10 protein-coding genes are annotated in these 12,478 nt (G+C 59.5%); 9 read left to right on the top strand and 1 reads right to left on the bottom strand.

Annotated features, from left to right (window positions below):
* Positions 1-91: 91 nt before the first annotated feature.
* The 3 genes from P8T11_RS19800 (at position 92) to P8T11_RS19790 (ending at position 3,182) form a co-directional block, all read left to right on the top strand.
* Positions 92-1,090, top strand: coding sequence for a Bug family tripartite tricarboxylate transporter substrate binding protein (locus P8T11_RS19800; RefSeq protein WP_418910286.1), 999 nt, complete (start codon positions 92-94; stop codon positions 1,088-1,090).
* A 134-nt stretch (positions 1,091-1,224) separates the two neighbouring features.
* A complete protein-coding gene (locus P8T11_RS19795) occupies positions 1,225-1,662 on the top strand; it encodes a tripartite tricarboxylate transporter TctB family protein (protein WP_268080433.1) in 438 nt (145 codons plus the stop codon).
* Positions 1,659-3,182 carry a tripartite tricarboxylate transporter permease gene (locus P8T11_RS19790; RefSeq protein ID WP_268080434.1) on the top strand — a complete coding sequence of 508 codons (1,524 nt, stop codon included), beginning with the start codon at positions 1,659-1,661 and terminating at the stop codon, positions 3,180-3,182. Before P8T11_RS19795 ends, P8T11_RS19790 begins: the two co-directional genes overlap by 4 nt.
* 99 nt (positions 3,183-3,281) lie before the next feature.
* Here the strand turns inward: P8T11_RS19790 and P8T11_RS19785 are convergent, their stop codons facing one another.
* Positions 3,282-4,448: a pyridoxal phosphate-dependent aminotransferase gene (locus P8T11_RS19785; protein ID WP_268080436.1), complete on the bottom strand. Its 1,167-nt coding sequence runs from the start codon at positions 4,446-4,448 to the stop codon at positions 3,282-3,284.
* Between the two features lie 98 nt (positions 4,449-4,546).
* Between P8T11_RS19785 and P8T11_RS19780 the strand changes: the two genes are divergently transcribed.
* The 6 genes from P8T11_RS19780 (at position 4,547) to P8T11_RS19755 (ending at position 12,476) form a co-directional block, all read left to right on the top strand.
* On the top strand, positions 4,547-5,587 hold the full coding sequence (locus tag P8T11_RS19780; RefSeq protein WP_268080437.1) for an AbrB family transcriptional regulator: 1,041 nt from the start codon (positions 4,547-4,549) through the stop codon (positions 5,585-5,587).
* A gap of 241 nt (positions 5,588-5,828) precedes the next feature.
* Positions 5,829-6,035: a cold-shock protein gene (locus P8T11_RS19775; RefSeq protein WP_046806066.1), complete on the top strand. Its 207-nt coding sequence runs from the start codon at positions 5,829-5,831 to the stop codon at positions 6,033-6,035.
* A gap of 2,168 nt (positions 6,036-8,203) precedes the next feature.
* Complete coding sequence (mnmG, locus tag P8T11_RS19770) at positions 8,204-10,123, top strand: tRNA uridine-5-carboxymethylaminomethyl(34) synthesis enzyme MnmG (RefSeq protein ID WP_268080438.1); 1,920 nt, start codon at positions 8,204-8,206, stop codon at positions 10,121-10,123.
* The gene (rsmG, locus tag P8T11_RS19765) at positions 10,120-10,845 is read left to right on the top strand and encodes a 16S rRNA (guanine(527)-N(7))-methyltransferase RsmG (RefSeq protein ID WP_268080439.1); all 726 of its coding nucleotides are present in this window, start codon (positions 10,120-10,122) and stop codon (positions 10,843-10,845) included. The genes mnmG and rsmG overlap by 4 nt, the downstream gene beginning before the upstream one ends.
* On the top strand, positions 10,842-11,642 hold the full coding sequence (locus P8T11_RS19760; RefSeq protein ID WP_050447337.1) for a ParA family protein: 801 nt from the start codon (positions 10,842-10,844) through the stop codon (positions 11,640-11,642). The genes rsmG and P8T11_RS19760 overlap by 4 nt, the downstream gene beginning before the upstream one ends.
* Before the next feature lie 9 nt (positions 11,643-11,651).
* The gene (locus P8T11_RS19755; RefSeq protein WP_268080440.1) at positions 11,652-12,476 is read left to right on the top strand and encodes a GNAT family N-acetyltransferase; all 825 of its coding nucleotides are present in this window, start codon (positions 11,652-11,654) and stop codon (positions 12,474-12,476) included.
* Positions 12,477-12,478 lie beyond the last annotated feature (2 nt).

Genomic DNA, 12,478 nt, shown 5'->3' with positions numbered 1-12,478 from the left:
TACGGTAGGGTCCGCTGGGCTCGTGCAGGCGTGACATCGCCGGCGCGGCCAACCAGCCATACCTAGACCTATAAATCTCGGAGACGCAAGAATGCAGACCAGCCTGAAGCTGCGCCTGGCCGCCTTGGCGGCGCTCGGCGCGATGACCTTGTCCCTGGGCGTGGCCCAGGCCGCTGATGAGCCTCGCCGCCCGGAATGCATCGCGCCGGCCCAGCCCGGTGGCGGTTTCGACCTGACCTGCCGTTTGGCAACCGAGGGGCTGAAGCAAAGCGGTGCGCTCAAGAGTTCGATGCGCATCGTCTACATGCCGGGTGGCATCGGCGCCGTGGCCTACAACAACATCGTGGCGCAGCACCCCAATGAACCCGGCACCATCGTCGCGTTCTCCGGGGGATCTTTGCTGAACCTGGCCCAGGGCAAATTTGGCAAGTACAACGTCAACGACGTGCGCTGGCTGGCCGGCATCGGCACCGACTACGGCGTTGCCGTGGTCCGCAACGACTCGCCCTATACCGACCTGAAGAGCCTGATGGAGGCCTTCAAGCAGGATCCCACCAAGATTGTGCTGGGCGCGGGAGGCACGGTGGGCAGCCAGGATTGGATGAAGGCCGCCCTGACCGCGAAGGCGGCCGGCGTGGACTTCAAGAAAATGCGCTTCGTCGCCTTCGAAGGCGGTGGTGAAGCGGTCACCGCGCTGCGCGGCGGCCATATCCAGGCCTACATGGGCGATGCGGCCGAAGCATTCACGATGCTGGAAGGCGGCGCGCCCATCCGCGTGCTGGCCGTGTTCAACGACCAGCGCCTGCCCGGCAAGCTGAATACGGTTCCGACAGCCAAAGAGCAAGGCTATGACATCGTCTGGCCCATCATCCGCGGCTTCTATGTGGGGCCGAAGGTTTCCGACAAGGACTACCAGTTCTGGGTCGATGCGTTCAACAAGACCGCGGCGTCGCCGGAATTCGAGAAGTTGCGCCAGCAACAGGGCCTGTTTCCGTTCAACAAAACAGGCCCTGAGCTGGATGCGTACGTGAAAGAGCGCGTCAAGGTCTACGGCGAGCTCGCGGATTCATTCGGCCTCATCAAGAAGTAAGCCCAAGAAGTAAGCCGCGCCGCAAGGCGTTCCCTTTCTATCGCGCCCCGCAAGGGTTCCCCGCGCCGCCGGCCTGGCAGGTGGCGACGGGGGCGGCTGCGCCCGCGCGTTCCCACACAACGGAAAAGTGGATCATGAATGATCGAATACTGGGCATCGGCGCGCTGGCGCTGGCTGCCTTCATGACGGCGGCCGGATGGGGCATTGAAGCCCCGTTCGCCTACGAACCCGTCGGCCCGCGCGCCTTTCCCTTGCTGGTGGCCGCAATCATCGGCCTATGCGGCTTGTGGCTGGTCTACAAGGGCGGCCACACCGTGGAAGCCAATCCGCCCGGGGCCAATGGACGCATCGCGCTGATGATGGCATTCACGGTGGCCTATGCCTTTTTGTTCCAATGGTTGGGCTTCATCATCGCAACCAGCCTGATGACCGTTTTTGTGGGCCGCTTGTTTGGCGGCGGCTGGCTCAAGTGCGCCATCGGCGGCATCGTCATGAGCGTTCTGTTTTTCTTGTTGTTCGACAAAGTGCTGGACGTTGTCTTGCCCGGCGGCCTGCTGGAGACCTTGCTATGAGCGGCATTCTTGATCATCTTTCAATCGGCTTCGGGGTCGCGTTTTCGCTCACCAATATCCTGGTGGCCATGATTGGCTCGTTCATCGGCACCATGGTGGGCGTGCTGCCCGGCCTGGGGCCGGTCAACGGCGTGGCGATGCTGATACCCATTGCCTTCGCCATGAACCTGCCGCCAGAAACCGCGTTGATCTTGCTGGCGGCGGTTTACGTGGGCGCGGAGTATGGCGGGCGAATCACGGCGATTCTCTTGAACGTACCGGGCGAAGCCAGCGCCATCATGACCACGTTGGACGGCTACCCCCTGGCACGTCAGGGCATGGCCAACGTTGCGTTGTCGTTGTCGGCGTGGTCGGCGTTTTTTGGGGCCATCGTGTCGGTAGTGGGCATCATCTTGCTGGCGCCGTTGTTGGCGAAATGGGCGTTGGCCTTCGGTCCCGCCGAGTACTTCGTGCTGATGATTTTCGCGTTCTGCTGCTTGACCAGCCTGTTGGGAAAGCAGCCCGTGAAGGGTGTGCTGGCCGCGATGATCGGCCTGTCGATTTCGGTGGTGGGCGTGGATGCGAACTCGGGTGTTTACCGCTACACCTTCGAATCGGTGCATCTGGCTGACGGCATTGATTTCGTAGTGATTGTGATTGCCCTGTTCGCGGTCAGCGAAATGCTGGAGATGCTGGAAAAGGTAGTGCGTGGGCACAGCGTTGAGGTCACGCCCAGCGGTCGAAAACTGTTCAACCTGAAAGAGTTGGCGTTCACGTGGTGGAGCGTGGTGCGCAGCGCGCTGGTTGGCTTTGGCGTGGGCGTGTTGCCGGGGGCGGGGGCCAGCGTGGCCGCGGCCGTTGCGTATTCCCAGGAAAAACGCATCATCGAAGCGAAGGATCCGAACGCCAAGTTCGGCAAGGGTGATATGCGGGGTCTGGTTGCGCCGGAAGCCGCCGCCACGGCGTCCGCCATCGGATCCTTTGTGCCGATGTTGACGCTGGGCGTGCCGGGGTCGGGTACAACGGCCGTCATGATGGGCGCCCTGACGCTCTACAACATCACGCCGGGGCCGGTCCTGTTCGACACGAAGCCCGAGTTGGTATGGGGATTGATCGCGTCGCTGTTCGTGGCGAACGTGCTGTTGTTCGTCATGAACGTGCCGCTTGTGCGCTTGTTCTCGAAGGTGCTGTCGGTGCCGGGTTGGCTGATGGTTCCCGGCATTCTCTGCATCAGCTATATCGGCGTGTATGCAATCAATTCGGGCACGTTTGACCTCTTGCTGGTTGCCGGTATCGGCGCGTTGGGATACTTCCTGCGCAAGTTCGGGGTGCCGATGGCGCCGTTGGTGCTGGGCGTGGTGCTGGGCAACATGATGGAACAAAACCTGCGCCGTGCGCTGTCGATCACGGATGGCGACGTGGTCGTGCTGTTCTCCAGCCCCGTTTCGTTGTCGCTGTGGGCCGCGGCGTTGGCTGTGGTGGTGGTGCCGCAAGTGCTGCGCCGGATTCGCCGGGCCAGGAAAGTGGCTGATGCCTCGTAAATAAAAGTGGCGCGGCATGTAGATAAGCACCGGGGCGCTTGGAGGCGCCCCGGTGTTTATCTTATAAATATGAGTAATTACTCGTATTTAATGAATGGCTCAAACTTGCGCCAGTCTTTCCAGCGCCGCATCCAGAGTTGCATCCTTCTTTGCAAAGCAGAAGCGCACGATATGGTGGTTGGATTCGGCAGCATCTGGTTGGCGATAGAAGGCCGAAACTGGGATCACGGTCACGCCGTGGTTCACCGTCAGGTCGCGCGCGAAGTCGGCTTCATTCTGCTTGGAAATCTGGCTGTAATCCGCCAGCAGGAAGAATGTGCCTGGGCTCGGTAGCGGGCGGAATCGCGTGTTGGCCAGGCCTTGCGACAGGCGGTCACGCTTGGCTTGGTAGAACGTCGGCAGATCCAGGTAGGGCTTGGGATCGCGCATGAATTCGGCCAACGCGAATTGCATCGGAGAGGGCACCGTGAACACCATGAACTGGTGTACCTTGCGCAGCTCGGTGCTGAGTTGCCGTGGCGCGCAGCAGTAGCCGATCTTCCAGCCGGTGGTGTGATAAGTCTTGCCGAACGACGAGATCACGAAGGCGTGCTCGGCCAGCAACGGGCGGCGCGCCACGCTGGCATGCGGCTTGCCATCAAACACGATGTGCTCATAGACCTCATCCGACACCAGCAGCACACCGGTATCGCGCACGATGGCTTCCAGCGCGTCCAGGTCGCTGTCGTCAAGCACCGCACCCGTGGGGTTATGCGGGAAGTTCAACATCAGCAAGCGCGTCTTGGACGTGATGGCGTCGCGCACACGCTGCCAGTCGATGCGGTAGTAGGGGTCGGCTTCCGTGGGGGCGCGTAGCGGCACCGGCACGGCCGTGCCGCCCGCCAGCCGGATCGCGGGCAGGTAGGAGTCGTAGCAGGGTTCGATGACGACGACTTCATCGCCGCTGTTGACGGCGGCCAGCACCGTGGCCATCAGGGCTTCGGTGGCGCCGCTGGTCACCGTGATCTCGGTTTCCGGGTCGTAGGCGTGGCCATAGAGTTCGCGCGTCTTGGCGGCGATGGCTTCGCGCAAGGGCGCGACCCCAGGCATGTACGGATACTGGTTATGGCCGTTGGCCATGGCTTGGGTCACCAAGGCACACAGCGCGGGGTCGGGATCGAAGTCAGGAAAGCCCTGGCCCAGGTTGATGGCCTTGTGTTCGATGGCCAAGCGGCTCATGACGGTGAAGATGGTGGTGCCGACGTCGGGAAGTTTGGATCGGATCATGGTCAACGCGAAGGTGTGCGCAATGGGCGGAGTAAGTTCTCGTAAGTATCCCACTAACTCATAATTCGGTTTTCGCATGGGCGATGCAGGTGGATGGAATGGTGGGTCAGAACGTGTTGCTGAGGGTAATTGGGGGATTGGTGCTTGCGCTGGGCGGTGCGCTGTTGGCGGTGTGGATGCACCTGCCTTTGCCGTGGATGCTGGGCGCGTTGTTCGTGACCGCCGCCACGCGGATCGCGGGTGTGGGCACCGTGTGCCCGCGGCCGGCGCGCAATGGTGGGCAATGGGTGATTGGCACGTCGCTGGGCTTGTACTTCACGCCGCAAGTCATTGGCCACATCGGCAGCAATGCAGGCCCCATCGTCGTCGGCATGCTGTTTGCGCTAGGGCTTGCGTTCATGGGAACGGCGATGCTTCGCCGCTACACCGACGCGGATCTCAAGACCGCCTGGTTTTCGTCCGCCATCGGTGGCGCCAGCGAAATGGCCAACCTGGCGGAGCGCCATGGGGCACGCATCGACCGCGTGGCGACGGCTCACAGCGTGCGAGTGTTGTTGGTGGTGGTGACGGTGCCATTCATTTTTCAATGGTGGGGCGTAGCCGGCCTTGATCCGACCGTGCCGGGTCCGACGACAGTCGATGGCGTTGGCCTGGCCGCGCTGGTCGTGCTGACGTGTATGGGTGGCACGGCATTCATGAAGCTGCGCTTGCCGAATCCTTGGGTATTGGGGCCGATGCTGATCGCCATGTTGTTGACGTCGTGGAGCTTTGAATTGTCGGCATTGCCGGACTACGTGCCCAAGGTGGGGCAACTGCTTATCGGCTGGTCCTTGGGTGACCGCTACCGTCCGGATTTCTTTCGCGCCGCGCCCCGCTTCATCTCGGTCGTGGCGGTTTTTACCTTGACCTCGTTGGGCCTGGCATTTGGGCTAGGCGCGTTGCTGTCTTACTGGTCGGTGGCGCCCGTACCGACGCTGATCCTGGGCACGACCCCGGGCGGTATCGCCGAGATGGCCATCACGGCCAAGGTGCTTCAACTAGGCGTGCCCGTGGTGACCGCGTTTCACGTCACGCGCATGGTGTTCGTGGTGATCGTAACGGGTCCGATCTATGCGCTTCTGGCGCGCCGCCAAGCCTAATTCCGCAGGGCGGTACTTCGGCCGAGTCTGAAAAATGCGACATTGGGGTAAACAACAATATGAGGTGCCAATGCCGGATGAGTATGCTGATTCCGCAGTTGATTCAAGCAGCGCGGACTCGTTCTGTTGCTTGACGACGAGCGGGAACATAGCAGCAACGCAGGGTTTTCTACCGGTTGTTCGGTTCTCACGGCGTCCTTGATTCATTGCATTTCGAGTTAATTACAGGACGCTAGAAAAAATGGCTCAGAAGGGCAAAGTTAAGTGGTTCAACGCCGACAAGGGTTACGGCTTCATCACCCCCGATGTTGGCGGAACCGAAGTTTTCGCACACTTTTCCGCCATCCAGGGCCGCGGCTATCGCAGCCTGAACGAAGGCCAGGAAGTCGAATTCGAAGTTAAGGATGGTCCGAAAGGACCTCAAGCGGCCGAAATTCGCCCGCTTTAAATCGGGAAATCCCAATTTCCCGTCTGCCAGGTTCAACCTGGCTACAACGCCCCAAGATCCTCGGATCTGGGGCGTTGTTTCATTTGAGGGCCGGTTGCAGGCCGCTGCCTGAAGGCTTGCCCGGCTCGTTCCGTGTGCCTTTGTTAGTGTTCACTAACATATCCTCCAGCCTTGGATAACTCTGTGGATAATTATTTTTGAGCATCAGGAAATATGTGCTCATTAATGAAGCAGCGGCATTGGCTCAGACAGGGTTTTGCACAGATTTATGGGTTTCGTCATTGAGGTCGGTGCGAGCGGCATTTCGCCGGCATGCGCGCTACCTGTACCTGCGTGCTTATTGTGAAACCTGAGGTTTTCCCCGTGAAAATGGGGGTTTAAGGGTTTATTCCATTGAGGTAAGGCTGATCGGTGAGCCGGCGTTTAGCGCATTTCGTTGTGCGTTTTATACCGTTCATTGTGCTTCTCTTCGTGGTTGTTCACAAAGATATCCCCATCCTGGTTATGCACAGAATTTGCCGCTGAAGGCCTAAAAATGCGGCGCTTGGCCTGTGGATAGAAATGGGGATAGGGTATGCCGGGCGCGGCTTTATCTTGGGTTTTCAATGTGGCGGCAGGAAAGCTTGTGGAGTTTTCGCAAACGTCGAAGCGCTGTATTCATGGCCGCACAGGTATCCCAGGTTGGTGCAGGATTCTTGCCCACACTTTTTCCACAACCTTCACATGAAGCCATGTCCTCCTCCATATGGATGATGGCGGGCTGGCTTGCTGCCGGGCAAGATAGTTGTGATGTCAAAGATCGCGACCCGCGCTGCGGGAAGTACGCGAGATAAAAACGCGTGGCGCGGTGCCACTGTGTGAATAAGCGCTGATCTCAATTTTTGGGTCTGAATTTCGTCGCAATTTGACTGTGTCGAAGCTGCGGAGTTCCCGGTGTTGATTGGCAATTCTATTTGGGCATCCGCGTCGTTTCGAGAAGCTTAAGTGCGATGATTTTCTAATCTTATCCACAAAGTTCTCCACGTGAAAAATGGAGTCGGTGTATGCCGGAGTCGTTGCGATTGTCGCAACGGAGTTGGGCACCTTTTTTTGCCTAAGAATGTGTTTTCTCCTATGAGAAGCACGGGAAACTTTCTCTGCGTGCTGGTCCATGCGCCAAGAGCGGACGCACGGCTGATCCCACGTTTCGGACTCCCGTCCGGGCCAGCATTTCAGAAGTTATCCCCAAAGTTATTCAGCGCAGTTTGAGAAATCGCGGACCGACGTTCTAGCCTATCCGTTGTTGATAAGTGCTTGCTGCGTAAACGCCAGCGTTCTAGAAATTGCCCCACTAGATATCCACGAACAGTTGTGAATAAGTAGTGTCTGCATTGTCGTGGATCAACAGAATCGGGTTGGCGAGACTACAGATATTTTGTTGGTCCGCAGTTGGGTGGCTCATCAAATCCTGAAAGACATCCCTGGCACGTGAAGTTGACGGTTCCCCGTACGGGCATCGTTTACCGTGTTTCACGTGAAACTCTAGAAATTGAGGTCTGTTTTGGGTAAGGGGTAGGGTAGGGGTAAAAAAATGCCTTTTTTTCCAATCATGATGTGCGCAGCGAGCTTCATCGTTTCTGTGTTCTGAACCGGCTTTTTGTTGAAAGGGGACAGATATTCTCATCCTGATCGCTCTCGCGGTGCGTTCCTTACTATCGAGCGTTTCACGTGAAACATAGATATTCTTCTTCGACACTGCGATTTAGGATGCCTAAGAGTTTCAGAGATAGTGATTCAACGCTCGCTGCCAGCGATGATGTTCCACGTGAAACATGCAATGGTGGCCCCATTACAGACCGACTTACCGGATGCGAACATGGGCGCTATGTTTCACGTGAAACACGCTGACCCGTGTTGAGAGAGTGAATGTTCCACGTGAAACATACGTTGATCATGTCTAACCTATAGTCCGCGCGGCAGGCTGCGGTTGATGTTTCACGTGGAACAAACCTTCAAGACATCGGCAGATGCAGACATATTTCGCTCCCGCTCTAGCGGGGCGTTGCCATTTACCTACGGCTTCCCAGACCATGGCGGCATGTCCACAGGGTCCGGAACGTTTCACGTGAAACATACAATCCCTGCCTCTATAATGAGCACCGAACGCCTTCTTATCTATCCTCCCCATCATGGACTATCCCCGCGAATTCGATGTCATCGTTGTCGGTGGCGGCCACGCCGGCACTGAAGCAGCACTGGCTGCCGCGCGCGCCGGCGCCCGGACGCTGCTGCTGACGCACAACATCGAAACCCTAGGCCAAATGTCTTGCAACCCCTCCATTGGAGGGATTGGCAAGGGCCACCTGGTCAAAGAAGTCGACGCCCTGGGTGGCGCGATGGCTTTGGCTACGGACGAGGCGGGTATTCAGTTCCGCATTCTTAACGGGTCAAAGGGGCCGGCCGTACGTGCGACTCGCGCCCAAGCTGATCGGGTGCTGTATCGCCAAGCGATCCGGGGCCGGCTGGAGAACCAAGCCAACCTATGGCTGTTCCAGCAGGCCGTGGAAGACCTGATGGTGGAAGGGGACCGGGTAGTAGGTGCCGTGACGCAAGTTGGCTTGAAGTTCCGAGCCAAGACGGTTGTCCTGACTGCGGGTACCTTCTTGAACGGCCTGATTCACGTGGGCTTGCAGAACTATTCGGGCGGACGCGCGGGAGATCCGCCGGCTATTTCATTGGGCCAGCGCTTGAAGGAACTCAAGCTTCCCCAAGGGCGCCTGAAGACCGGCACGCCGCCGCGTATTGATGGGCGCTCCATCAACTACAGCATCTTGGAAGAGCAACCGGGCGACCTGGATCCTATCCCCGTGTTCTCGTACATGGGCAATGTGGCCATGCACCCCCGGCAGTTGCCGTGCTGGATCACCCACACAAACGCCCGTACCCATGACATCATTCGCGGCGGGTTGGACCGGTCGCCGATGTACAGCGGTGTGATCGAAGGCGTGGGCCCCCGATATTGCCCGTCGATCGAAGACAAGATCCACCGCTTTGCGGACAAGGAATCGCACCAGGTTTTCCTGGAGCCGGAAGGGCTGGATACGCACGAGGTCTATCCGAACGGCGTGTCGACCAGCTTGCCGTTCGATGTCCAGCTTGATCTGATCCATTCGCTGCGTGGCCTGGAAAATGCGCACATCATGCGCCCCGGCTATGCCATCGAGTACGACTACTTTGATCCACGTGGATTGAAGAGCACGCTTGAGACCAAGGCGATCGGCGGGCTTTTCTTCGCCGGTCAGATCAACGGCACGACGGGCTACGAAGAAGCTGCGGCCCAAGGACTGTTGGCGGGTGTGAACGCAGCGTTGCTTTCCCTGGGCCGCGACCAATGGACGCCGCGCCGCGACGAAGCCTATCTGGGTGTACTGGTAGACGACCTGGTTACACGTGGCGTGACCGAGCCCTATCGCATGTTCACCTCGCGCGCCGAGTACCGGCTAAGCCTGCGCGAAGATAATGCGGATTTGCGCCTGACCGAGATCGGCCGCCAATTGGGTATCGTGGACGACGCGCGTTGGGATGCATTCAACCGCAAGCGCGACGCCGTGGCGGCGGAAGTCGAACGCCTGAAATCGTCGTGGGTGAATCCTCGCATCATGCCGGTGGAAATTGCCGAGCCCTTGCTGGGCAAGGCGATTGAACGTGAGTACTCACTAGCTGATCTGCTGAAGCGCCCGAATGTTTCCTATGAAGCATTGATGGCCGTGCGCAACGCCGAAGGCTCTCTGTTGGCAGGTCCTGGCGTGGTCGCGGACGACATCCTGGCTGAACAGGTGGAGATCCAGGTGAAGTACGCCGGGTACATCGCGCGTCAGCAAGACGAGGTCCAGAAACAGATCTCGCATGAACAACAAGCCATCCCAGCCGATGTCGACTACGACGCCGTGACTAGCCTGTCGTTTGAAGTGCGGCAGAAGCTGAAGACCCATCGTCCGGAAACCGTCGGCCAAGCCGCGCGCATCTCTGGCGTGACGCCTGCTGCAATTTCGTTGCTGCTTATCCACCTGAAGCGCCTGCACTACGGCTCGCGCAAGCAAGCCGCATGACCGCCACTACCCATCAGGCCGGCGCGGACATGGCCGGCCGTCTCTCTCGTGCATGCGAGGAACTGGGGCTGCACGCTGACGCTGCCGCCCAGGTCAAGCTGCTGAACTACCTGGCGCAGATGCAGCGCTGGAATCGCACGTACAACCTCACCGCGATTCGCGACCCGCAGCAGATGTTGATCCAGCATCTGTTTGATAGCCTGTCCGCCGTCGCCCCGTTCAGCGAAGCGCTGGGCGCCGCGGGTGCATCGGCCAAGATCTTCGACGTGGGATCGGGCGGCGGCCTGCCTGGCGTTGTTCTGGCGATCATGCAACCCGCATGGTCCGTGACGTGCATCGACGCCGTCGAAAAGAAGACCGCATTCGTGCGCCAGATGAGCGGCGCGTTGAGCTTGCCGAACCTGCACGCGCGCCATGCGCGTATCGAAACGCTGGATCCGGCCGAATGCAACATTGTCACCTCGCGAGCCTTCGCTTCCCTGGATGATTTTGCGCAGCTCGCGGGTCGCCACGTGCGCAACGATGGTACCCTCGTCGCGATGAAGGGCAAGGTCCCCGAAGAGGAAATTCAGGCGTTGCATGCGCGCGGGGAATGGCAGGTCGACCACATCCAGCCGCTTCGCGTGCCGGAGTTGCAAGCAGAACGCTGTCTGATCTGGATGCGCCGCAATGAAGGCCGCACTGAAGAACGCAGCGAAGGACGTAGTCAAGGAACCCTATGAAGAATTTACCCCCCAGCACAAACGCCCGCGTCTTCTGCATTGCCAACCAAAAGGGCGGTGTGGGCAAGACGACCACCGCCATCAATTTGGCGGCGGGCCTTGCCACGCATAATCAGCGCGTGTTGCTGGTGGACCTGGACCCGCAGGGCAACGCCACGATGGGCAGCGGTATCGACAAGAATGCACTGGAATCGAATCTGTACCAAGTGCTGATTGGCGAGGCTACCATCGAGCAGGCCCGTGTGAAGTCGGAGTCCGGTGGCTACGATGTCTTGCCTGCCAACCGCGAACTCTCTGGCGCCGAGATTGACCTGGTGCAGATGGAAGAACGCGAGCGCCAGTTGAAGCGGGCGATCGACACCGTCTCCGGCCAGTACGATTTTGTGTTGATTGATTGCCCGCCGACACTGTCGCTGCTGACACTCAACGGCTTGGCTGCTGCCCATGGCGTGATCATTCCGATGCAGTGTGAGTACTTCGCGCTGGAAGGCCTGTCCGATCTGGTCAACACCATCAAGCGCGTGCATCGCAACATCAACGACGACCTGCGTGTCATCGGATTGCTGCGTGTGATGTTCGACCCGCGCATGACCTTGCAACAGCAAGTATCCGCGCAACTGGAAGCGCACTTCGGCGACAAGGTCTTCAAGACCGTGGTGCCGCGCAACGTGCGCTTGGCCGAAGCACCCAGTTACGGCATGCCGGGCGTTGTCTATGACCGCGCGTCACGCGGCGCGCAAGCCTATATTTCATTTGGCGCTGAAATGATCGAGCGTGTCAGGAAAGATTTCCAGTAAGCCGTACTCATGTCCGCAGCCACGCTTCTTGCTCCCACCGCGCCACAGGCCTTTTATACGCCGTCCATGGACGAGCGGGATCGCCTGCGCGTGCGCCTGGAAGAAGCGGCGCTGAACGCGACGGCCGTCAATGCACAGGTGCTCTATGATGGCTGGCTTGTGCGCTTTGCGCATTCGTCGGCCAAGCGCGCGCGCAGTGTGAATGTGCTGGGGTTATCCACACGTCCGCTGGACGAGCGGCTGGCGTATTGTTCTTCGTTGTATGCGCGCCATGGTTTGCCCATGGTGCTGCGCATCACCTCCATCGGCCCCGATTTTTCCCTGGATGCCGAACTGGAGGCCCGTGGTTATACCTTCACCGGTGAGACCCGAGTCATGAGCATGTCGCTCGCCCCCACGCTCAGCGTCCGGGGCGGCCTGTCCTTCAGGAAGGTCGATACCGATCGCTTCGCGCAATCGGTCGGTGCCATGCGCGGTTCGGCGTTCGAGCACATCGGTGAGCATCAAGCGCGTCTGCAAGGGTTGGCTGTGGATAAGCAGCCGGTGCTGGCTTTCGACGCGGCGGGGCAGTGCGTTGCCGCGGGCCTGGCCGTCCGCGACGATGAACTGCTGGGCCTGTTCGACATCGTCACTGACCCAGACCAACGGCGTAAAGGCTATGCCGATGCCCTGGTGCGATATCTATTGAGCGAGGGCGCCGCTGGCGGCGCCAAGACGGCATATTTGCAGGTCGAACCGGAAAATACAGCCGCGCGTGCCTTGTATGGCCGCTACGGTTTCAAAGACTGTTACGCGTATTGGTACCGGCTGCCTGCCGAGCAGCCGGGCGCCTGAGC

The sequence above is a fragment of the Achromobacter spanius genome (assembly GCF_029637605.1).
GTDB lineage: Bacteria > Pseudomonadota > Gammaproteobacteria > Burkholderiales > Burkholderiaceae_B > Achromobacter > Achromobacter spanius_E.
Note: the sequence above shows the minus strand (reverse complement) of the source record. Positions and strands in the feature narration are given on the sequence as shown.